The sequence below is a fragment of the Desulfofarcimen acetoxidans DSM 771 genome (genome assembly GCF_000024205.1).
Taxonomy (GTDB): domain Bacteria; phylum Bacillota; class Desulfotomaculia; order Desulfotomaculales; family Desulfofarciminaceae; genus Desulfofarcimen; species Desulfofarcimen acetoxidans.
In genome coordinates, this window is sequence record NC_013216.1 from 1123693 (window position 1) to 1146018 (window position 22326).

A 22326-nucleotide genomic window follows, 5' to 3' on the forward strand; every position below is an offset into this window, starting at 1 on the left:
AAGTTTTGGGTCTGGTGGAGGATTTGCTTGAACGGGATATACCTGATTATGCCAGTAAACTGGAATGTGCCGGTTTTTATGTTTTAGGTAATTTCCCGGCCCAAGTGGGGGAAGCCTTTCTGTATTTACCCGGTACACTGCCGATCCTATTATCTGCACCCCATGCAGTTAGACATGTGAGGCTTGGTAAGGCCAAACCATCCGATACTTTTACCGGTACCATGGCTGTTTTGCTCAATTACCTGAGTGGCTGCGGAGTTTTGGTAAACAGAAGAAATTACGGTGGAGATCCCAATTATGATAGGGAATGTAAATATAAAAACTTTTTACTGAATATTCTGAAGAAAAATAACGTGGAACTGGTTTTGGATTTGCACGGTGCCGCAGAGAAACATGCTTTTGCTGTAGACAGCGGAACCCTACAAGGACGCTCTCTTAAGGATAAGCCTGAGCTTTTGCTGTATCTGGAGAATTGCTTGAACTTTTATGGTGTAAGTGATTTATCGAGAGATTATTTTCCTGCAGCCAAGCAGCATACGGTGACCAGATTTGTTTGTGAAAATACTGATATCCCGGCTATACAATTGGAGATAAATCGGAGGTATCGTCGCCCATATGAAAAACCGGCAGACTTCTGCCGGTTGCTTGCTGCATTGCTGGATTTTAGCAATTTATTTAAAAAAAATAATTGTTATTAAATATCAGTATAGCGCTTGATAAACTTGCCTAAGCTTTGCAATAAATAATCTTTAACGTCTAAAGTAGCCTTTAACGCATTTTGAATACTTTTGCTTACAGGGGTCCTCAAAGCATATGGAGTTCTCATGTTTGTGGGAATGTTTATGAGTTCCTTGAGAGTAGCTAGAGTCCTTGTATTTGCAGGGATCTTGGAATTTTTTCTGATTTTTATGATAACCGTGATCTACATAATACTTGCAGTCTGTATACTGGCAGTAATTCTTATAATATCTGCACTTGTTGTGTTTGCAGGAATCGCTATAATATATGCATTCCTTTCTGTAAGATTTTTTCTTTTTGTGGGAATCATTAGAGCACTTGGAATCCTTGTGCTTGTGGGAGTCATTAGAGCACTTTGACTCTTTATGCTTGTGGGAATCATTAGAGCACTTGGAATCCTTGTGCTTGTGGGAATCATTAGAGCACTTTGACTCTTTATGCTTGTGGGAATCATTAGAGCACTTGGAATCCTTGTGCTTGTGGGAATCATTAGAGCACTTGGAATCCTTGTGTTTGCCGGAGTCTTTAGAACACTTGGAATCCTTGTGTTTGCCGGAGTCTTTAGAGCACTTGGAATCCTTGTGCTTGTGGGAATCATTAGAGCACTTGGAATCCTTGTGCTTGTGGGAATCATTAGAGCACTTGGAATCCTTGTGCTTGCCGGAGTCTTTAGAGCACTTGGAATCCTTGTGCTTGCCGGAGTCTTTAGAACACTTGGAATCCTTGTGCTTGCCGGAGTCTTTAGAACACTTGGAATCCTTGTGCTTGCCGGAGTCTTTAGAGCACTTGGAATCCTTGTGCTTGCCGGAGTCCTTAGAACACTTGGAATCCTTGTGTTTGCCGGAGTCTTTAGAACACTTGGAATCCTTGTGCTTGTGGGAATCTTTAGAACACTTGCAATCCTCGTGCTTGTGAGAATCCTCAGAGCACTTATCTTTCTTTTTGCAGGAATCCTTATGGCATTTTGATTCTTTATTTTTTCCAGAATCCTTGCAGCATTCGGATTTCTTATGTTTTTTGTTGTTCTTTGAGTTTTTATTCTTATCAATAGATGAAATTACAACCGGACCCTGCTCCATTAGCATTTCAGAGATTCCCACTTCCGAAACTAAGGTTGCGCTGGCGTCTTTGTGTTTTATTTGCATAAAATCTCTCCTATTAGGATAATTTGCCTACTTTGTAGGATAATATATAATATTGCATTAAAAAAATATTTGTGCATTATTATTGAAAATATTCTGTATTAATGAAATCTGAACTCCGGAAAATGAAGATCTTTTGTTTCAAGCAAAATACAATTATAATAAATTAAACCCGTTCCACCTTTAATAACAGTGGTACGGGTTTTTAAGAATTTAACATTTTTAAAGGATTAAATATAACTTTGACCGGTTCCTTTGATTTTGCTTCAGTTGGCTTGAAAATGGCGGTAATACTGGTCCAGGGTCATTAAAATAGCTCTGGGCTTGCTTCCTTCATAGCCTCCGACAATGCCTCTTTGCTCCATAATATCTATTAAACGGGCAGCCCGGGCGTAACCTATATGTAATCGTCTTTGCAGCATGGAAATAGAGGCGTTTCCATTTTCGATTAATATTTTAACAGCTTCCGCCAGTAATTCGTCATCTTCCTGCACCGTTGACTCTTCTGCAGCAGGCAGTTCTTCAACCACTTTTTCGTTGTAAACAGGTTGAGCCTGCTTTTTAAGAAATTCTACGACTTTTTCCACTTCTATATCGGACAGGAAAGTTCCTTGTACTCGCTTGGGTTTGCTGGCTCCCACCGGGTAAAAAAGCATATCACCCTTACCCAGTAACTTTTCCGCACCTCCCATATCCAAGATGGTGCGTGAGTCGGTTTGGGAGGATACAGCAAAAGATATTCTGGACGGGATATTAGCTTTAATTAAACCTGTAATAACATCCACGGAGGGCCGCTGCGTAGCTACAACCAGGTGCATGCCTGCGGCTCTGGCCATCTGGGCCAGGCGGCAGATGGCATCTTCTACATCATGGGGGGCTACCATCATTAAATCAGCTAACTCATCGATAATAATAACCACCAGAGGCAGAGGCTTTATATTCTCCGCCTCATCTTTAGATGCATGCTCGTTATAACGATAAATGTCTCTTACCCCTGCTTCGGCAAACATTTTATAGCGATTTTCCATTTCCTTAACTGCCCAGCGCAGGGAGGTTGCTGATTTTTTAGCATCAGTAATAACCGGTGAAACGAGATGTGGGATGCCGTTGTAGTTATTTAGTTCTACCATCTTGGGATCAATCATTAATAGTTTAACTTCATCGGGAGAAGCCTTAAATAAAGTGCTTAAAATTAAACTGTTTAAGCAGACGCTTTTTCCCGAGCCAGTAGATCCGGCAATCAGCAAGTGAGGCATTTTAGCCAGATCTGTATAAATTGTTGTGCCGGCTATGTCTTTGCCCAGCACAACTGTTAATTTTGATGCAGCCTGTTCAAACTCCGGTGTATCTATTAAATCGCTAAGCAGTACCGGGGTAATCTCTTTATTAGGCACTTCAATGCCTATAGCTGCTTTGCCTGGAATAGGGGCTTCGATTCGTACATCGGGCGCAGCCATTTTTAGTGCAATATCATCGGCCAAGCCTACGATGCGACTGACTTTAATGCCTGGTGGCGGCTGCAGCTCATATCGAGTGATAGCAGGTCCGCGCGCTACTTGAACGACTTTGGCCTTAATGCCAAAGCTCTCCAGCGTTTCTTCCAAAATCAGAATATTATCAGCTATTTCCTGGCTGCTGCGGGCGTTTTTAGCACGCAATGGTTTGTTCAAGAGTGAAACCGGGGGCAGCTGAAAATTATGGTTTTCAGCTGAATTTACGGAAAAGGCTTCAGCCTCTTCCATTTGTTTTTCGGCAGCAGCAGTTTTTGCCTGTGTTTCGCTTTTCTTTAGCTTAATAATTTCTTTCTTGTTGTTCGGGTCAATTAAATCAGGTTCAATTCGCTCATCACAATCAAAAACTGGAATTAGTGGAGCCGGTGCTTCTTGAGATTTTTCTGTTTTGGACTCAGACCGGTTTTCTACCTCAGTAAATAAAAAGTTGAAAAGTAAACCTGCCAATGTTTTGTATGAATTAATACAGATATCTTTAATCGTGGTCAGCGCAGTTAAAAAAGATTTTCCGGTTAATAACAAAAAGCCTATTAGCATGGCAGCAGTGAGGAAAATGCAACCACCTATTTTACCGAAACTTAACTTCATTAAATAGCTTAAAGCGGCACCCAGCAGACCACCGCCGTTTCCTTGCAGTGCCTGTTCAAAACATGTGGCCAGTGGAACTTTCAGGTGTAAAAAACTCAAAATTGTCAATAATATAATGATAATACCGACTGTGCGTAAATTGAGAAAAGAAGTTTCTCTGCCCTTAACCATTAAATTTATTCCTATGAATGCCAACACAGGTGGAATTAAATATTTACCGTCCCCTGCAATCAGGGAAAGTGCTTGTTCGGTTAATTTACCCACAGCACCTACTTCTGTCCAATACAAACTGACCAGGCTAAAAATGGCCAGAGCAATTAAAAATATACCCGATATTTCATAGAAGAGGCTGGCTTTTTGTGTATTTTCTTTGCGGCGAACCTTTCTTTTGGACATATGGTTTACCTCACTAAATAATAACTGATTAATAGTATTAACTATGGCAAATTATACTATACTATTTGTTAAACGTATATATTTTGCAGTAAAAAATCGAATGCTTTTCTTATTTGTCTGTAAAAGCAAATTGCCCGCTATTCAGCGGGCAATCCCAATATTATGGCAATTTTTTTTCTTATTAATATACTGAAGGAGCGCCTCAATTATAATGTCGTTAAATGTTTTGCCGGTTGCTATGGTTAAAGCAGTAACCTGCATAGTCACTCTGGGCGGCAGGTTGATTTCCAGTTTATCACGCACATCTATTTCACTCATAGGGATCAAAACACCTCCTGTGCTTTTAGTATATGCAGTGATTTGGCATAACGATATTTGTATAAGGTATTATTCTGGGTTTTTTGTTTGCCGCTGTTGCAAAGTTATGCTAAAATAGGCTGGTAAAATATCTTCTGGTAAAGTACAAGCAATAACTTGAGAAGCAATTTATATATAGAAAGGAGATTTGCATCACATGTCCGGACATTCTAAGTGGTCAACTATCAAGCGGAAAAAGGAAAAAATAGATTCCCAGCGCGGTAAGGTGTTTACTCGTCTGGCCAAAGAAATAATTATTGCGGCCAGACAGGGGGGAGCCGACCTGAATGCTAATATGCGTCTGAAAGCAGCTGTTCAAAGGGCTAAGGAAGCCAATATTCCCAATGAAAATATTAAGCGGGCCATTCAGAAGGGCTCAGGTGAACTGGCAGGAGTCAATTACGAGGAAATAACTTATGAAGGTTATGGCCCAGGGGGCGTAGCGGTAATGCTGGAAATAATGACCGATAATCGAAACCGCACTGCCGGTGAGATCAGGCACTTGTTTTCTAAATACGGGGGCAACTTGGGCGAAACAGGCTGTGTATCCTGGATGTTTGATAAAAAAGGTTTGCTCGTGGTGGATAAAACAGAAACAGCTCTAAGTGAGGATGACTTGATGTTGACGGCGCTGGATGTGGGGGCCGAAGATGTCAAGGATGAAGAGGACAGTTATGAGATTACAACTTCCCCCGATGACCTGGACAGTGTCAGAGAGGCCCTTAATGCTCAGGGAATTCCTACAGCTGTAGCGGAAGTATCTTTAATACCTCAGAATACGGTTAAATTAACCGGTGATGATGCTGACAGGATGCTCACATTAATGGATTTGCTGGAAGAACATGATGACGTGCAGAATGCCTATGCTAACTTTGATATAGAAGAATGAAAATTTAAAAAAATAAGGTATTAATATAAAGAAAACCAGGCCGGTATTTAACAGACCTGGTTTTCTATGTCTCTAGGAATTTTGGTTATGATAGATCTGCGGGGTATCAGGATTAACTATAGCTGCTTGAAAGTCGCTTAAGAGATTTTCTTGTCCAGTGATTCAATGATGTGCCGTGTTCATCTTCATAGGATTATTGAAGGAGGGTGGCTGTGGATTATGTATCTGATTACCTACATAATTCCCGGGTGTTGATAGATTAAAATATAATCTGGCATCCCGGTCAACTCCCCAATCCCTGTTTGAACCGCTATCCTGTATTTTTTGGAAGCACTGCCTGAATAAAGTATTATGTGCTTCTTCCCGGTTAAGCAGAAAATCTATCATCATTCGGACGTGCCTGTCATTAATTTCCCGGTATAGATATTCATAGACAACCTTGGCTCTTTGTTCAGCAGCAATATTAGAGAGCAGATCGGCGGCTAAGTCACCGGTTACATTAACATATGCCGCCGTCCATAATTGGCCTGAAGCATTTGTCAGCATGGGACTTAAACCGCTCAGAACATGAGCTTCAACATTACCCACATTTGCATTCATGGCTTGCGGATCATGACCGTTAAGCAGATTAATAGCGGTTGCCACCATTTCCATATGGCCTAGTTCTTCAGCGGCAATATCCAAAAATATATCTTTTATTTGCTGATCCTTGATACGAAAGCTCTGGTTTATATACTGCAATGCAGCTTTTAACTCACCGTCTGGGCCTCCTAACTGTTCCTGAAGCATAGCGGCATAGTTTGGATTTGGTCTTTCGACATTAACTGCTTCCAGCAGTCTTTTATCATGTTTAAATATTTTGACCCGCCTCCTTTTATTATTTTTTCAAGTATATTATTTGTTGTTAATTTAAATTTTATTAGCCAAGCTTAGATAGATTTTTTCTCGTATAAACAGGTCTATATACGGTTAAACTATCTAAAAACAAAGGGGTAGGGATTGTGCTTAAAAAATTGATTAAACTGACAGGTGTCAGCCTGTTGCTTATTCTGATAGGTATCGGTGTTTACTTGGGACTAAGTGTGGTTTCCTCTCCACAGAGAGAAGGACTTAATTACCTTCTGCCGGTGGCGACAAAGGAGAAATCAGTGATTAATGCAGATAGTTTGCTGCGTAAAGAGACTATTTATTTATGTGGTGATATTGATATTACCTATCAGGGTATGGCTCCAGAAAGCATGTGGGGTAAAAGAATGAGTGATCTTATCAATGAATACCCGGCGGAACAAGGTTGGATAATTGACAGTTCGACCAAACCTATAATAGTGTTGAGCAGGAGGGTAGAGGGGTTTTGTCCCGCTCACTCCGCTTTTCGTCATTTCGGGGTGGTTAATAATAAGCTGGCTGTTTATGCCGGGCCGCTTGGATATAACCAAAAGTATTTAAGAACAGAAGAAAGCCTGGACTTTGAAAAATTACCCATAGCTCTAAGAGAGGCTTTGCAGCAGGCCGCCGCTTTTAGAGAACAGACAAGGGAAGAGCAGGAGCAATTGTGCAAACAATTAGAGTTTAAGGATGAACAGGCTTTAAATGCGGCGCTGGAGAATATTGACGAAAATAGCTAAACTACTTGAAATTCATCATTCATTAAAGCTGTACAAGTATAGTATAATATTAGAAAGGAGGATATAACTGTTACTAGAAAACTAAATTAATATTAAAAAATCTGCTATAATATGATATAATTTTGGCAGGTGATTAGGATGGAAAACGTGGCGGCAGAATAGCAAAAAAGCTGTCAAAGGTCATTGAAAGCGAGGTGACTACCAGTGAAGACAACGGCGATGGGAATAATCCTGGAACTGACAGCTAAACAGAAAGAATACATTGATAACCTCATGGATAATTACTGTGCCGCAGTTCGTTGGGCATTTAAAAGACTGCTGGACGGATGGAAAGTACAGGACATTCGTATAACTGTACAAGAAAAGTTCAGACTTAACTCCCGGCAGGCTAACGATGCAGTATATGATGCCCAGACCATAATCAAAAGCCAATATAAATTAGTGCAGATGCACTATGAAAACGCCAAAGCAAAGGTTGAATTTACAGAAAAACGTATCGCCAAGGCTAAATCACCGGCTAAGATTGCCAAACTGCAAAAACGGTTAGAAAAGGAACAGCGTAAACTGGCCTTCTGGCAAAATCACCTGGATAACAATACTTTTCCGCCTGTTGTATTCGGAGGAAAGAAGCTCTTTCAAGAACGCTGCAAAGGTAATATTACCAGAGAAGAGTGGCAGGAAGTCAGAAGTAACCGTTATCTGTCACGGGGAGATAAAACCAAAGGCGGCAACCTAAATACCCGCATATACGAAGACCAAGACCAAATCCATCTTGATATAGCTGCCGACCCGGTACAGAAAGGGAAATCCGTTCGCTATAACCGCATAACGGTGCCGATTTATTTAGCTCAAAAGCCATCGAAAAAGACCGGCAAGATTAACGGTATCAACTACCGGCAAACGGTTTTGGATTATCTTAAAACAGGCAGTGCCTATCAGGTAGAAATCCTCCGCAGAGACGGGAAATATTACGTCCATGTGAGTATTGAAGAAGAAGTTCCGATGCCATATAATCATAAGGGTGCATTTGGCATAGACGCCAATCCGGACGGATTAGGCGTAACCCAGGTAGACTGTCTGGGGCAATACCGGGGCAGTGAATGGCTTGGCCAAGGCGAATGGACTTATGCCAGAACAAACCGGAGAAATAACCAGACCTGCGAAATGGCTAAGAAAGTGATCCTCCGGGCTAAAGAAAAAGGTTACGCCCTGGCGGTAGAGGACTTGAAGTTTAAAAATGACAAGTCCGTAACGGCCAAGTTTAACCGAATGAGTCACAGTTTTGTCTGGTCGAAGTTTCTAAAAGCAGTTGACCGGTGTGCTGCCCGTGAGGGAGTGCCGATATTAAAGGTAAAACCGGCTTTTACTTCGGTCATAGGCATCCTAAAATACCAGCACATGTACGGCATAGCTGTTCACGAAGCGGCAGGCTATGTCATAGCCCGGCGTGGCTTGGGCTTTGATCATGAGAAGATACCCAAGGTGTTGCTTGATAAACTGGTTAAAAAGAAACCTGAATTTAAACAAATGACAAATTGGAAACAATGGTCAGCAGTTAAAAAGTCTGTGCTGGCCAAGATTAAAAAAATCACGAAAAGGAAGAAGGTGAATAGCCTGGTTTCATGGCAGATTCACCGGAAAAATGTGTTAGGTATAGGTTAATCCCTTTGCTATAAATTTTGCGGGCGGCACAGTACACGCAGCGAAAGGCTGTTGCCGCAAGTCAGAACCCAGGCGGAGGTAACACCTTCTCCGGTTAGTACGCTCGCTTTAAGCAGCGGCGGGGAAACTCTTTTAGAGGAGACCACCCGGAACATAGGCGAGAGCCTATGGCCTAGCAGTTGAATCCTGTGACACTGCCACCCGTTTGTCGGACGGGTGAAAAAACTACTTGTAGTTTTTAGTAGGTTTTAGAAACCAGGCTGTATGGGTATTTGCAATGGCTGCTGGTTCTGATGTTATGGGTAGAAAATTGAGTAGAACGCTGGTTGCCCGTTTGTCAGGTGCACCTTATGCAAATTATTTGCGTAAGCTAATGTGGCTATTGGGAATCGGAATTGCCAGAAAATCAGTGTTTGTGAGAATTATTCCTCTTTTGGGAGCCTTGATTGCAGGTGTGGTTAATTATACCGGCTCAAATTTAATTGGCAAGCGAGCATTAAAGTATTATCAGAATAATTCCTTTGACTCATGGAACGTCACAACGATTGAAGCTGAATACAAGGTCGTTGATTAGTAAAGGTTTTTAAAAAATGCCTGGACATACGGCATAATCAATGATAAATTAATAGAAAAATATGGAGGTGTTTGCGGGTGAACAAAGACAGTAAAGAAATTTTGGTTGAAAATACTGGTAACGGCTTAGGTACAATTAGAATATCTGATGAGGTGGTTAAGATAATTGCCGGGCTGGCAGCTACAGAGGTTTCCGGTGTAGTTGGCATGAGCGGCGGTATTGTGGGTGGAATAGCTGAAAAGTTAGGCCGGAAAAACCTTTCTACAGGAGTAAAAGTTCAGGTAGGGGAGAAAGAAGCTGCTGTTGATCTCTCAGTTATTGTGGAATATGGCATCCAGATTCATGATGTAGCGGTACAGATTCAAAATAACGTAAAAAATGCTATTGAAAGAATGACCGGACTTAAAGTGGTTGAAGTCAATATCGGTATTCAAGGCGTTTCCTTTAGTCATGCCGAGGAAAAAGAGTAAGTTTCTTCATTAGCAAATTAATCCTTCATCTGTCTTATAGTTCCTCAAGGCAACCCATCTCTTGCGAGAGAAGGGTTTTTTTGTTGTTTGTCGAAGATAAGTCTGGGGTGATTTAGTTGATCATTTTGGGAGTTGATCCCGGTACGGCCATAACTGGCTATGGTCTGGTGTCTTTTCACGGCAACCGCTTTTCTACTGTAGAATATAACTGCATCAAAACACCGGCAAAAATGGAACCGGCAGATAGGTTATTAATTTTGTATCGTGAGCTGGAAAAGATTTTACTAAAGTACAGGCCTGACAGAATGGCTGTAGAAAAACTTTTTTTTAATACCAATGCTCGCACCGCTCTTGCGGTAGGACAGGCACGGGGAGTAGTGTTATTGCTGGGAGCTATGGCCGGATTGCGGGTTTACGAATACACTCCCCTAGAGGTTAAACAAGCGGTAGTAGGCTATGGCCGGGCTGAGAAGGAACAGGTGCAGTATATGGTAAAAGCAATTCTGTGTCTTCCTGAGATTCCCAGACCAGATGATGTAGCCGATGCTCTGGCAGTTGCAATTTGCCATGCTCATTATGGAAACGGGGTCGGGTGATCATAATGATAGCTTTTTTACGCGGGAAAATTGTCTTTATAGAGGCAAATTCGGTGGTATTGGATGTGTCAGGAGTAGGTTATCGTATTTTTGTGCCCGCCTCATGTCAGAGCAAACTGCCGGCTGCGGGAGAGGAAATGTTGCTGTTAACTTACCTATCAGTCAAGGAGGACAGCCTGCAGTTATATGGTTTTATCGAGCAGCAGGAAAGGGAATTATTTGTTATGTTGCTGAATGTTGGTGGCATCGGACCGAAAGGTGCACTTTCAGTGCTATCCTGTTTATCTCCCGCGCAGCTTTATCTGGCTGTGGCCCGGGAGGATATTAAGGCGGTAATGAAGGTGCCGGGGATAGGTAAAAAAACTGCCCAGCGATTGATCCTGGAATTAAAAGATAAATTAAAAGGCAGGGTGCAGCCCGGAGAAGAGACCACTCCTGAAACTGTTTCAGGCAGCCAGAATGAGGCGGAAGATGCTCTCTTTGCACTTGAGGCACTGGGTTACTCTGTTTCTGAGGCCATAGTTGTTGTACAGGAAGTGTTAAGAAGCTCTTCGAAGAACATTTCTGCTTCAGAGTTGTTGAAAAATGCTTTACAAAAACTTGATGCCAGGCGTTAATCCGATAAGTAGGAAATAATTAGTTGAAGTTTATATATGGGGTGATATAGCTATATGGAAAACAGACTGGTAGCATCGGGGCTGCACGCTGAAGACAGTGATTTAGAAACTAGTTTAAGGCCAAGGCGTTTGGAGCAATATATTGGTCAAGATAAGGTTAAGGAAACACTGGCTATCTTTATCCGTGCGGCACAGGCACGTGCAGAGTCGTTGGATCACGTGCTTTTATACGGTCCTCCCGGTTTGGGTAAAACTACTCTAGCCAATATTATAGCTCATGAAATGGGTGTTAATATCAGGGTTACCTCCGGTCCGGCTATTGAGCGACAGGGTGATCTGGCGGCTATTCTGACCAATCTGGGTCAGGGAGATGTTTTGTTCATTGATGAAATTCATCGCTTAAGCCGTCAGGTAGAGGAAGTGCTTTATCCGGCTATGGAGGATTTTGCCCTGGATATTATGATCGGCAAAGGGCCTGGTGCCCGTTCGGTGCGCTTGAATTTGCCCAGTTTTACACTGGTTGGAGCTACTACCAGAGCAGGTCTCCTGACTTCTCCCTTAAGAGACCGCTTTGGTGTAATCAGCCGTCTGGATTTTTATACTACCGATGAACTAATGCAGATAATTTTACGGACAGCTCAAATTTTGAGAGTTGCTGCTGATGAACAGGGCGCGTTGGCTATAGCCAGCAGGTCAAGAGGTACTCCGAGAGTGGCCAACAGGCTGCTAAAAAGAGTTCGTGATTACTCACAGGTGAGATCGGATGGTATGATTAACGGGGTGCTGGCGGATGAGGCCTTGCAGTTTTTGGAAATTGATGATTTGGGCCTGGATGAAGTGGATCGCAAGCTGTTAAAAGCAGTTATAGAGAAATTTGGGGGAGGCCCGGTTGGCCTGGATACACTGGCTGCTTCCACCGGTGAGGAAGCCGGCACTATTGAGGATGTTCTGGAACCTTTTTTGCTGCAGTTGGGATTGCTGGCTCGTACACCCAGAGGCAGAGTGGTTACTCAAAGGGCGTATAGTCATCTGGGGATACAGCCGGTTTCCATGGAAGGAACTTAGCCGGACACATCCCCCAATATATTAAAATAATGGTAAAAGGCATGAAGATACTAAAAAAAATTTTATTTGGTATATAAATTTTATTAATCTTTGTGTTTAGGCATTGGTTATAAGCAATTAATACCTGTTCTTATTGCTATATGTGGTATTTAAAAATACCTAGTATACAATATATTGTGGGTATTAGATCTTCCTTATATATAAATATTATTAGTGAGGTTGTTTAAATATAATTTTGCAATTATTTCATTAATATATTTTATGTTGTTTGAAGAAATACGTATAATTCATCCTACGATAAGATAGATTGAGATATTATATAATAATTTAAAGATATGACTAATTATCGTGTATTTTTGTCTTAAACAACAATATCTTTGTTAAAGTATTAAGAGTATCATCTAGTTTAGTATTGATTAACGCTTAATCTGAATAGAGCGGGGGAACCAATATATGGGGTGAATCCCACAATGCGTGGGTAGGGTTACTCTTTCAATCCGAATCCGTCAGCTAACCTCGTAAGCGTTGAAAGGGGATGAAATACTGATAATACTAGACTATGTATAACACATTTGATCTCGCTAACGAAAAAAAGAATCCCTGTAATAATTTTATTTTATTTTTATTTGTTGATGTACATTGGGAAACTATAATATCATAAAGGTTTCCTGTTGGCGAGGTGTCGGATGTGTTAAAAGAATTGAGAAGGGCAATTATTGGCCAACCTTTAGAATCTGCTAAAATTGCACATGAGCGATTTTCTGTCCCCAAGGGTTTAGCGATTCTGTCATCGGATGCTTTATCATCTGTTGCTTATGCCGGGGAAGAAATATTACATGTTCTGGTGCCGGTTATAGGTTTATTATCCTTTAATTTCTTAACCCCTATTTCTATAGCTATTATTTTTTTGTTATTTATAGTTAGTTTTAGTTTTAGACAAATTATAACAGCTTATCCCAGAACCAGTGGTGGTGCATATATCGTAGCTAAAGAAAATCTCGGTACTTTAGCTGGTTTAATAGCTGGGGCAGCTCTGCTTTTTGATTATTTACTTACAGTAGCGGTTTCAATTTCAGCCGGTGTTGCCGCTCTAACTTCTGCTTATCATGCGGCTATTCCTCATAGGGTTTCAATTGCCCTGATTGTTATAACTTTTTTAATATTAATGAACCTCAGAGGAATAAGAGAATCAGCCACATTTTTTAGTTACCCGACTTATGGATTTATCTTAGGTATGTTTATATTAATTACTTGGGGTTCATTAAAACTTTTTATAAACGGTACTATTTTTTCTCCTGTTCCTGTACAAACCGGTAATAACATTAATTTAAGCAATATAGCACTTGTATGGATTATATTAAGGGCTTTTTCTTCCGGATGTACTGCTTTAACCGGTATTGAAGCAGTAAGCGACGCGGTACCTAACTTTAAAGAACCTGAGGGGCGGAATGCCAAGAGGGTATTGGCTCTGCTTGCATTATTGCTGTTTATCTTGTTTGGTGGATTAACACTATTAACCAGAGCTTTACATGTAGTACCCACTGAAAATATGACGGTCATTTCTCAAGTAGCCTTGAAAATATTTGGCCCGGGATTTTTCTTCTATCTTTTTCAGGCAAGTACAGGGTTAATATTATTATTAGCAGCAAACACAGCTTTTGCGGGTTTCCCATTACTGGCATCATTGATGGCGAGAGATAAATATTTGCCTCGTTACTTGGGACTTAGAGGTGACAAGCTGGTTTTTAGTAATGGAGTTATACTGCTAGGTTTACTGGCAGCTTTATTAATTGTTATTTTTGATGGGATAACAACTCGCTTAATACCTTTATATGCGGTAGGAGTATTTACAGCTTTTACAGTTGCACAAAGTGGCATGGTTAAAAGGTGGTATAGTCTGAAAGAGACCGGTTGGAGACGGAAGATGTTCATTAATGGTATTGGTGCTGTGGTTACCGGTATTGTTACTATTGTTGTCGCGATTACAAAGTTTGAACACGGTGCATGGATTGTTATGATTATAATTCCGACAATGGTATCTATCTTTCTCACCATTCATAAACATTATCAGGATATACGGGTTGAATTGGATTTTGATAATTACCTAAACAGAGAACTTGTACGACATAAAATTATTGTTCCAATTGCGAGTTTAACTAATGTGGTTGCAAATACTGTAGATTATGGCAAAACATTATCCGATGATATTAAGGCAGTACATGTCTCAACTGATTCTGCAATAACTGAAAAATTGCAAATAAAATGGGCAATTTGGAACCCAGGAGTTGAACTTCTGGTTCTTAATTCACCTTTTCGTTCAGTTTTTGAACCGTTAATTGAATATATTCTTAAGGTAGAAGATTCTAAAAGTGACGATGAAGTTATAACGGTATTGATACCGGAATTTGTAACAACAAAATGGTGGCACCGTTTTCTTCACAATCAAACAGGATTAATATTGCAGAATGCACTGGTAATAAGAAGCAATGTTATTGTTACTACAGTTCCTTACCACTTAAAAAAGTAAGAAATTTTACGTTGTTTAAGGTAAACAGGATAAATGTTAAGCCTTAATTATAAAAGGGTCACCACTTAGCGTGGTGACCCTTTAAACGCCGGTTCCATTAATTATTTTTTTAAATGATAAGGTACAGTTGCAACTACCACATTTTTACGAAACAGCAAGAAAGAACGAATCATTATGCCTGATTGGTTATGAAGAATATTGTGCCAGCCTCTTTTAGGAATAAATTGTGGTATTACTACTGTAACTTGGTAGTTCGACTCACTGGCTTTATGTTGAATAGTATCAATAAATTTTGTTAGAGGATTAATGATACTTCTATAATAAGAATACAGTGTAACCAGTCTTACATCAGGCTGCCATTTTTCCCATTTTTCTTCAAACTCCTTTTCATTTTCTTTGTCAAACGCAATGTAAACAGCAATAATTCTATTTGGAGAAAGAGATTTAGCATAATTTAAGGAACTTTCTACTACACGGGTCATACCGGCAACAGGAACGATAATAATGTTGCCTTCAATAGGTATAACTGTTTTAGAAGCTGTTAGCCTTAGCTCATCACCAACATCTTCATAATGTTTTCTAATTCGGTGGAATACAAAGATAATAATGGGCAGGAAAACAAATACTGACCATACCCGGGTGAATTTTGTTAAAAAGAATATCATTGTGACGATGAAACTAATAAAAGCACCTATTGCATTAACGGTTAGTTTTGGAATCCACCCTTGGGGCTTCTCGCGTATCCATTTAACTATCATACCTGATTGGGACAAGGTAAATGGAATAAACACTCCAATTGCGTAAAGAGGGATTAAATGCTCAGTTTTTGCGTGAAAAATAACAATTAAAATAATCGAAGCTATTCCAAGTATGATAATGCCATTTGAGTATCCTAATCGGTCACCTCTAACAAGAAATATCCTTGAAATAAACTTATCTTTTGCAAGATTAACCGCCAGTAATGGGAAGGCGGAATAACCTGTGTTTGCGGCAAGGATTAATATTAATGCCGTAGTTCCTTGAATAAAAAAGTACATGAAATTATGTCCGAAGGTTTCTTTGGCTATTTGTGATACGACAGTTTCTTTTACATTAGGAGATATCCCATAATAATAGGCTAAATAAACAATTCCTGAAAACAATAAGGCGAGTAAGAAACCCATCATGATTAATGTTTTGGCAGCGTTGTTAGGTGCCGGATCCTTGAAATTAGGAATAGCGTTGGATATGGCTTCAACCCCTGTTAAAGCAGAACTTCCTGAGGCAAAGGTTCTCAAAAGTATAAACAAACTAATTCCAGCCACATCTGCACCAATAGGAGGGTGTAGGTCAGGGGGAACTACTCCTGTAAGAATGTTATAAATTGCCGCCCCGATTAATATTAACAATGCTAAAACGAATAAATAAACTGGATAAGCTAATATTGAAGCAGACTCCGTTATTCCTCTTAAATTTAAAATTGTAATAAAGAGCACAAATGTAATGGCAATTTCTACATTATAGTTATGTAGGAGAGGAAAGGCAGATGTTATAGCATCAGTACCTGCGGACACACTTACAGCAACAGTCAGTATGTAGTCTACCAACAGAGAGCCTCCGGCTATTAAGCCGGCATTAACACCCAGATTGTTTTTGGAAACAACATATGCTCCTCCACCATTAGGATAAGCAAAGATAATTTGCCTATAAGACAATATAAGAGCTGTTAGGAGGACTAATACACCGGCTGCGATCGGAATTGAATACCAAAATGCTGCTGTGCCTACGGTAGCCAGTACTATTAGCATTTGTTCAGGGCCATATGCCACTGATGACAGAGCATCAGAAGAAAGGATAGCTAATGCTTTTCTCTTGATAAGCTTATGTTCTCCTAGCTCGTGGGATTTCAATGGTCGTCCAAGTAAAAATCTTTTTATGGATGAAATCATTAATTACTCACCGCCGATAGTGTTAATACATTATATATTGCCCCATAAAACAATAATTTTGCAGATAAATAGTAACTATTCAGCCTTCCCGTTTTTTAACTAAAACAGGGGGTGCTGATGTATAAAAATGCTACTGTTTGGGTTTAATAATAATTTGGGCAAGACAAATAGGAGTATTTTAGGTTAAACCCCTCCCGTTAGAATAATCCTGGCTTGGCTTTCTTACTTTTTAAGAAAAAAATTGACCTCATCCAAGTAGCCCTAGTTCAGGGGGAATATCCCAACAATGTAGTAACACCGACGCAGGTATCACATATATATTGGGATTTGGCAAAGATACTCAAGCTTCCTCAGATAAAGACAAACATGACATTGACTAAGTTCCGTTCATGCACGAAACTGGATTTGACAATAAATCTGAAATAATAGGACATTTTTAAAACCGCCGAATTGCTTGTATTTCAAGCGATTCGGCGGTTTATTAACCATCAATCTTCTAAAGTCAGGATCCTCTTGCAAGATGTAATAAATAATGATATATTTTTATTTGGGCGCACATCCAAATATTTCTTATGCGGTTAAAAAATAAGAGGAAATTAATTTAATGCTTAATTTGAGTTCCGTTACCCAAAATCACAAGTGAAAATTTAATATCGGCATTAAATGGTGCGTTTACAAACAATGATATTAAAAAGACTGCAGCTAAAAAAAGCATACATTGGCAAACGGGATTGGCTAAGTGACGCACTTAAACATTTTATTAGTGGCTTAAGGAAAATATGGTTTTTTCAACAAATTCTCAAGTGGAGGAAATTTCTTGTTGAATATATTTAATGCGGAACATGAATATCAAATACGTGAAAAGAGATATTCCGAGCAATTTAACAAAGAAAGTCGGCAGTACAACATCTTAAGCAATTTACGGGTAGTTGCATTCTTGGGAATTATTTTTGGTGCGATACTTTTTTACTATGAATATCGTATTTCCGGAAGTTTGTTTTCAATATGCGCATTAGTTACATTTGTCATTTTTATTGTTCAACATGAAAAAGTGAAAAACAGAAAAGAATTGGCTTTTTCCCTTGCAAGAATCAACCGGCAAGCGATTGACAGAATTAATGGAAAATGGGTTGAGTTCACTGATAATGGAGAGGAATTTTTTGATCAAAAGCATCAGTATAGTGTTGATTTAGATATTTTTGGACAGGCTTCGTTATTTCAGTGGATTAATAATACCGTTACTTTTCTGGGAAAAAAGTTCTTAAAAAATGCTTTGACAGAGCCAGAGACGGACATTTTAAAAATTAAGGAAAGACAGGCTGCAATTAATGAACTTGCAGGTAAGCTTGATTGGAGACAACATTTTTGGGTAGAAGGTGGTTCCATTAAAAACGGAACAAACAATCCTGAGGCGTTATTTGAATGGGCAGAAAATGAAAACCATATATTTAGACTTCCGTGGTTGATATGGGTTATACGATTAATTTCGTTAGCTACGGTGGTTTCTCTCTTATTACCATTTTTAAAAGACATCAGTTTTCTCTATATAACAGCGATATTGTTACTTACTCAGTTAATTCTATTTATTATTGGACTAAGATTCTATTTGAATTCTTACGAGGTTATAGACCGGCATAAAGATGCAATTCTTGCTTTTCAGAAATTATTGACTAGGATTGAAAGGGAGAATTTCGAATCAAAGTATCTATCTGAGCTCAAATCAAGCCTAATTGACTCAAGTGGTAATTATGCTTCAAAGCAAATTAATGAATTATCCCTCATTGTTGATATGATGAGTTTCAAACATAGTCCATTGATTTATTTTATACTCAATGTGATTTTCTTATTCGATTACAACTGTATGATTGAACTGGAAAGATGGAAGAAGAAATCAGGTTGCAGTTTACGAACTTGGCTTACTGTAATAGGCAAGTTTGACGAAATATCTAGTTTAACGACAATACGGTACGATAATCCTAATTGGTGTATCCCAGGGTTGACAAATTCAAAAAATAATCTTTATGCAAAAAATATGGGACATCCACTTTTGTTTTCAAATGCCCGTGTCTGTAATGATCTAAACATAAAAGGCAGTGGTAATGTTTTGTTGATTACAGGGTCTAATATGTCTGGAAAAAGTACTTTGTTAAGGACTGTTGGCTTGAATTTGGTTTTGGCATATACAGGGGCTCCTGTTTGTGCAAGCGACTTTAAGTGTTCAATTATGGACATTTATACATCTATGAGGGTAAATGATAATTTAGAAAAAAAGATTTCTTCCTTTTATGCTGAACTATTAAGAATAAGAACCATTATTCAAGCAGCAAGTAGGAACAACTCCATATTGTTCTTATTAGATGAAATTTTTAAAGGAACAAATTCTAAAGATCGTCATATTGGGGCGGCCGCGGTGATAAGAAAACTTAGTAAAATGAAAACTGTGGGACTTGTCTCGACACATGACCTTGAATTGGGTGAGTTAGAGATTGATAAAGATATAGATGTAGAGAATTACCATTTTTCAGAAAATTATTTAAATAACCAGATAGTATTTGATTATAAGTTATACTCTGGAGTATCTAAAACCACTAATGCTATTTACTTGATGAAGATGGTTGGTATTGATGAATTATAGTAGCAGGAACCAATACACGATGATATAGAGGTAACTTTTTTGTCCAAAAGAAAAACTATTTTACGTAGTAATCTATAAATCCTAAAATCCCGCCCAAATTATACCTACAAGGGTTCCTTAACGGCAAAAGCTTTTCTTGGCTTCTTCTTTTATGTCTGTGTCCTCGATAAAAGTAACCTCCATGATTAATTGTCTTAAACCTATCTTGATAAAAGTCAAATTATGTTTAAATCTGCGTCGATAGAACTGTAGGTGTTGCCTTTGCCAGCCTACACTTTCCATAGCATCAATGTGTTGGATGTTTTGTATTCCGCCGAAGATATTGACTCCGCTATTCAATGAGACAGGGACACCGGGCTGGATTATCTATGATGTATACAAAGACGGAGTGATAGATAGCCTGGATACCGATGTTGTGATGTTGTACATGTAAACTAAGGAACCGCCGTGTATCGAATGGCACACACGATGGTGTGGAAGGTCGGCTACTCAAATAATGGGTAGCCTCCTATCCGATTATATATGGAAAATCCCCCCATTAATATTCTGAGGGGATTTTATCATAATGAACAGGATATAGATGACTAAATTCCGGGGATTAGATGCCACTCCTTTGGACTATTTACCAGGGTCTATTCAGCTTATCCTGCAAGCTTAAATACAATAAGGGAAAGATGAGATAAATGAAGGTAGTGGCTGCCTGCACTATTCCCGAGTCGTTTACTAAAAAACCGACCAGGCTTGCTACAAATATTGCCTCAAACCCCTTTTTCATATTAGGAACAGAATCTGTTAGCTGCTTGAAAAACCCCACCGGTTTGTAGAGCAATACTCCTAAGGCAGCCAGAGAGGCCAGCAGTACTTTGGTCCAGATGGAATAATTCATTAACTTGATATTCATGGCTATTTTTCGGTAAATTATATTGCCGATTTCTGCGTAGTTGCCCTGCACCAGCAGGCTGAAAGCCTGCCCGATATGTGAACCATGGAGTGAATTGAAAGTCATATCTATAAAGGCGCCCAGGCCCAGCAGTAAAAGAGTAAGCAGCAGCAAATATAGCAGCTCCCTTCTGCTGACTCGTTTGTCCATCAATCTGAGGCTGAAAAAGCCCAGAGCTATAACTGCAGTAATTAGACCGCCGGCATCGGCTCCAAAACCAGGGGCATAGGATACATAAGTCATAAATGCAAAATAGGCTAAAAAGACCGGTAAGAGTATTCTTCGGTGCTTACTCAATTCCTGATACAGAGCGGCCGTACCTATTATGGTTGAGCCCTCCAGTATACCGGCAAATTCATTGCCTATACCGTAATACCTGGCCCCGTTCATAGCATCATAGCCCAGGGGTGAATTAATCGTCAAAGGAGAGCCCAGTACTGTGTCGATTAAAATAGCGGCAGAGGTAGAGAGAGATAAAAAAGCTACCTTATAGTAAAAAGAAATATTTGCTTTACTGATGACCAGATAAATTAAAGCAACAATAAGCGCAAAATAAATCAGCGTCAGTGCCAGGGATTCCACCCGAAAAATACTGTAGGCTAGAATTACCGGCGGCATAATCAAAAATAAAACAATTAATTTTTGCAATGGTTGCAGAACCCTGTGGGATTTTAAAAAGTAAACAGAAAAAGCCGTGAGCAGAATATAAATAATCTGCAGTATAACAAAGGTTTTTAAAACAGGTGGCCTGTGCGTATAATTTATAATCAAGTTCTGGTTAAGTTGCTTGACTTGCTGAAATACATTATGAGCGGTTTGACTGAATACAGGTCGCCCGACTATTTCAGGATCTTGTTTTATACCCCAGAAGCTGAGAACTGTTGGGGTAATATCAGTAATAGCTACAATTCCCTGTCTCCTGGTGCTGCTGGAAGTTAAAACACCCGGATGAATAGAGTTTCCGGCGTAAATAAGCGGTGTAACCAGATTATTAAAAGTAGAAGCTTTTGACGAGGGAGTTGGGCTGACCAGCATTACCCTGTCCTTCTGCCAATCTATATTATTGCTCAAAGCACCCAGAAAACCGTCAATACGATTTAAGGTTAGCTCCTTTAATTGATTGTAGCGCTCAGAAGTGAGAAATGTTTTATAATCTTCCAGACGTGAGTTATCGCCTGTCTCAATGACAAAAAAATCCACTTTGTCGTGATTTTTTACTACTTCATTTTTTAATTTATCATAATCCGTGTGAAAGCCGAAAGGAAAAGCTTTATCCTTCATATTAATGGAACTGTCCACTACGCCTTTAGCAACTTGTCCTTGTTCATCTATAGCCAGCAGTGAGGCCGGCCTGGACCTGGCAAAGCTGTCTGAATTACCGAAAACGCCCACTCTTATACCGGCGTTTTTGAGGGAGGTTCCTAAAGCAGCTGTTTTCACTTTGTTGGTTAGCTGCTGGTTGGCCAACACTATTTTGGGTAGAGCTAAATGAATAACTTCTCCCTTTTTGTCCTGGTTGGAGATAACGTTATAAATATCGCCTGCCGGTAAGGGAGACAGATTTGAACTCAGGCTGACGGTCTCCTCACGGTTATAAGCGAAACCACCGTAGTCAGTACCCAGAGCCCTTGTCCCGCTGCCGAGTGTGCTGTAGGTATTTTCGGCGGATCTGGAACCGGCTGTGTTGGTATTCATTAAGCCCAGTCCCCCGTTTTCAATCATTTTATTGATGTTGGTCAGTTTAGAATTCTGTAAATCCTCCAGTGATAAGTAATTGATCAGGATAAGATAAAACTTTCCTTCCCTTTCCGCGGCCAGACTTATCCCCGGTGTTACCATAAATAAAAATATAACCGTTAACAGTAGAGCAAAAATTATTCTTCTCAATTTTTTCAATTATGCCACCATCACTCTATTAAATTAATAATAATGAGTATAGCATAACCATTTTATATTTTCTATCAAAAAGAAGGAAAATGTTTAAGCTAATAACAACCGGAGATATTTATTATAATATGTGCATTATTCTGCTATAATTATAAAAGAAAGCACTTATTACAAAATGA

General features: G+C 39.6%; 18 protein-coding genes and 1 riboswitch. Of the genes, 13 read left to right on the forward strand and 5 right to left on the reverse strand.

The features are described from left to right. Nucleotides 1–5: 5 nt before the first annotated feature. The 3 genes from DTOX_RS05275 to DTOX_RS05285 all read left to right on the forward strand — a co-directional run bounded on the left by DTOX_RS05275 (nucleotide 6) and on the right by DTOX_RS05285 (nucleotide 1706). Nucleotides 6–698 (forward strand): hypothetical protein, encoded by a 693-nt coding sequence (locus tag DTOX_RS05275; RefSeq protein WP_015756700.1) that lies wholly within the window; start codon nucleotides 6–8, stop codon nucleotides 696–698. Between the two features lie 132 nt (nucleotides 699–830). After that, complete coding sequence (locus DTOX_RS05280; protein WP_157862859.1) at nucleotides 831–1097, forward strand: hypothetical protein; 267 nt, start codon at nucleotides 831–833, stop codon at nucleotides 1095–1097. Nucleotides 1098–1175: 78 nt separating this feature from the next. Next, complete coding sequence (locus DTOX_RS05285) at nucleotides 1176–1706, forward strand: hypothetical protein (protein WP_042315437.1); 531 nt, start codon at nucleotides 1176–1178, stop codon at nucleotides 1704–1706. A 440-nt stretch (nucleotides 1707–2146) separates the two neighbouring features. On the opposite strand, the gene DTOX_RS05290 is transcribed toward DTOX_RS05285, so the two are convergent. Both DTOX_RS05290 and DTOX_RS22865 read right to left on the reverse strand, forming a co-directional pair. Beyond that, nucleotides 2147–4375 carry an FtsK/SpoIIIE family DNA translocase gene (locus DTOX_RS05290; protein ID WP_015756702.1) on the reverse strand — a complete coding sequence of 743 codons (2229 nt, stop codon included), beginning with the start codon at nucleotides 4373–4375 and terminating at the stop codon, nucleotides 2147–2149. 141 nt (nucleotides 4376–4516) lie between these two features. Further along, nucleotides 4517–4693 (reverse strand): hypothetical protein, encoded by a 177-nt coding sequence (locus tag DTOX_RS22865; protein WP_157862861.1) that lies wholly within the window; start codon nucleotides 4691–4693, stop codon nucleotides 4517–4519. Between the two features lie 196 nt (nucleotides 4694–4889). Between DTOX_RS22865 and DTOX_RS05295 the strand changes: the two genes are divergently transcribed. Beyond that, complete coding sequence (locus tag DTOX_RS05295; RefSeq protein ID WP_015756704.1) at nucleotides 4890–5621, forward strand: YebC/PmpR family DNA-binding transcriptional regulator; 732 nt, start codon at nucleotides 4890–4892, stop codon at nucleotides 5619–5621. Between the two features lie 162 nt (nucleotides 5622–5783). On the opposite strand, the gene DTOX_RS05300 is transcribed toward DTOX_RS05295, so the two are convergent. Further along, nucleotides 5784–6479 carry a manganese catalase family protein gene (locus tag DTOX_RS05300; RefSeq protein ID WP_015756705.1) on the reverse strand — a complete coding sequence of 232 codons (696 nt, stop codon included), beginning with the start codon at nucleotides 6477–6479 and terminating at the stop codon, nucleotides 5784–5786. Nucleotides 6480–6622: 143 nt separating this feature from the next. Here DTOX_RS05300 and DTOX_RS21315 point away from each other — a divergent pair, with 143 nt between their 5' ends. The 8 genes from DTOX_RS21315 to DTOX_RS05340 all read left to right on the forward strand — a co-directional run bounded on the left by DTOX_RS21315 (nucleotide 6623) and on the right by DTOX_RS05340 (nucleotide 14757). Beyond that, on the forward strand, nucleotides 6623–7246 hold the full coding sequence (locus DTOX_RS21315) for a hypothetical protein (RefSeq protein WP_015756706.1): 624 nt from the start codon (nucleotides 6623–6625) through the stop codon (nucleotides 7244–7246). Between the two features lie 204 nt (nucleotides 7247–7450). After that, nucleotides 7451–8908, forward strand: a complete 1458-nt coding sequence (locus DTOX_RS05310) for an IS200/IS605 family element transposase accessory protein TnpB (protein ID WP_015756707.1) — start codon at nucleotides 7451–7453, stop codon at nucleotides 8906–8908. 277 nt (nucleotides 8909–9185) lie between these two features. Next, a complete protein-coding gene (locus DTOX_RS05315; RefSeq protein WP_015756708.1) occupies nucleotides 9186–9482 on the forward strand; it encodes a hypothetical protein in 297 nt (98 codons plus the stop codon). Between the two features lie 77 nt (nucleotides 9483–9559). After that, nucleotides 9560–9952 (forward strand): Asp23/Gls24 family envelope stress response protein, encoded by a 393-nt coding sequence (locus DTOX_RS05320; protein WP_015756709.1) that lies wholly within the window; start codon nucleotides 9560–9562, stop codon nucleotides 9950–9952. Between the two features lie 116 nt (nucleotides 9953–10068). Continuing rightward, a complete protein-coding gene (gene ruvC / locus DTOX_RS05325; protein WP_015756710.1) occupies nucleotides 10069–10548 on the forward strand; it encodes a crossover junction endodeoxyribonuclease RuvC in 480 nt (159 codons plus the stop codon). A gap of 5 nt (nucleotides 10549–10553) precedes the next feature. Further along, entirely contained in the window at nucleotides 10554–11165 is a 612-nt protein-coding gene (ruvA, locus tag DTOX_RS05330) for a Holliday junction branch migration protein RuvA (protein WP_015756711.1), read from the forward strand. A 54-nt stretch (nucleotides 11166–11219) separates the two neighbouring features. Continuing rightward, nucleotides 11220–12230: a Holliday junction branch migration DNA helicase RuvB gene (gene ruvB / locus DTOX_RS05335; RefSeq protein WP_015756712.1), complete on the forward strand. Its 1011-nt coding sequence runs from the start codon at nucleotides 11220–11222 to the stop codon at nucleotides 12228–12230. Between the two features lie 410 nt (nucleotides 12231–12640). Continuing rightward, a riboswitch (cyclic di-AMP (ydaO/yuaA leader) is annotated at nucleotides 12641–12770 on the forward strand. A 148-nt stretch (nucleotides 12771–12918) separates the two neighbouring features. After that, nucleotides 12919–14757, forward strand: a complete 1839-nt coding sequence (locus DTOX_RS05340) for an APC family permease (protein ID WP_015756713.1) — start codon at nucleotides 12919–12921, stop codon at nucleotides 14755–14757. Between the two features lie 101 nt (nucleotides 14758–14858). On the opposite strand, the gene DTOX_RS05345 is transcribed toward DTOX_RS05340, so the two are convergent. Continuing rightward, on the reverse strand, nucleotides 14859–16685 hold the full coding sequence (locus DTOX_RS05345) for an APC family permease (RefSeq protein WP_015756714.1): 1827 nt from the start codon (nucleotides 16683–16685) through the stop codon (nucleotides 14859–14861). An 817-nt stretch (nucleotides 16686–17502) separates the two neighbouring features. Here DTOX_RS05345 and DTOX_RS05350 point away from each other — a divergent pair. Next, a complete protein-coding gene (locus DTOX_RS05350) occupies nucleotides 17503–19320 on the forward strand; it encodes a MutS family DNA mismatch repair protein (protein ID WP_015756715.1) in 1818 nt (605 codons plus the stop codon). A 622-nt stretch (nucleotides 19321–19942) separates the two neighbouring features. Here DTOX_RS05350 and DTOX_RS05360 read toward each other — a convergent pair. Then, nucleotides 19943–22156 carry a DUF485 domain-containing protein gene (locus DTOX_RS05360; RefSeq protein ID WP_015756716.1) on the reverse strand — a complete coding sequence of 738 codons (2214 nt, stop codon included), beginning with the start codon at nucleotides 22154–22156 and terminating at the stop codon, nucleotides 19943–19945. Between the last annotated feature and the right edge of the window lie 170 nt (nucleotides 22157–22326).

What these genes read in the sequence shown, in the direction of transcription:
- DTOX_RS05285 (WP_042315437.1), top strand. Translation starts at nt 1,176, where the DNA reads ATGCTTGTGGGAATCATTAGAGCACTTGGAATCCTTGTGCTTGTGGGA.
- DTOX_RS05290 (WP_015756702.1), bottom strand. Translation starts at nt 4,375, where the DNA reads ATGTCCAAAAGAAAGGTTCGCCGCAAAGAAAATACACAAAAAGCCAGC.
- DTOX_RS22865 (WP_157862861.1), bottom strand. Translation starts at nt 4,693, where the DNA reads ATGAGTGAAATAGATGTGCGTGATAAACTGGAAATCAACCTGCCGCCC.
- DTOX_RS05295 (WP_015756704.1), top strand. Translation starts at nt 4,890, where the DNA reads ATGTCCGGACATTCTAAGTGGTCAACTATCAAGCGGAAAAAGGAAAAA.
- DTOX_RS05315 (WP_015756708.1), top strand. Translation starts at nt 9,186, where the DNA reads ATGGCTGCTGGTTCTGATGTTATGGGTAGAAAATTGAGTAGAACGCTG.
- ruvA (WP_015756711.1), top strand. Translation starts at nt 10,554, where the DNA reads ATGATAGCTTTTTTACGCGGGAAAATTGTCTTTATAGAGGCAAATTCG.
- ruvB (WP_015756712.1), top strand. Translation starts at nt 11,220, where the DNA reads ATGGAAAACAGACTGGTAGCATCGGGGCTGCACGCTGAAGACAGTGAT.
- DTOX_RS05345 (WP_015756714.1), bottom strand. Translation starts at nt 16,685, where the DNA reads ATGATTTCATCCATAAAAAGATTTTTACTTGGACGACCATTGAAATCC.